Here is a 308-nt window from a genome sequence, read left to right on the forward strand (position 1 = left end):
ACTCATAATAAATAAAAATAACAAAACGGTTTTCATTCAATTTCTCCCTATAAAAAGCTGTATCCAGCATCATAAAAAAGAAAATATGTTCGATATTTTATTGCGAAATTTTTGATATCATGGTATCATATATGTATGAAAGAAAATCTTATACATTATCGCACTTGTGTGTGCAATATTAATTACCATATGGTATGGTCGGTAAAATACCGGCGGAAGATATTAAGTGCGGAGGTCGAGGCATATCTGCAGAAACTGGTGCAGGAGATCGCAGAAGATAAGGGCTTTACGGTCCATCTGTTTGAATG

1 protein-coding gene is annotated in these 308 nt (G+C 34.1%); it reads left to right on the forward strand.

The window, feature by feature from the left end; all coding sequences use genetic code 11:
- Positions 1-135: 135 nt before the first annotated feature.
- Positions 136-308 (forward strand): transposase (locus tag LJE12_RS20915; RefSeq protein WP_173704953.1); only part of this gene is annotated, 173 nt, incomplete at its 3' end.

The organism is Blautia sp. DFI.6.71 (genome assembly GCF_020593585.1).
Lineage (GTDB): Bacteria > Bacillota > Clostridia > Lachnospirales > Lachnospiraceae > Blautia_A > Blautia_A wexlerae.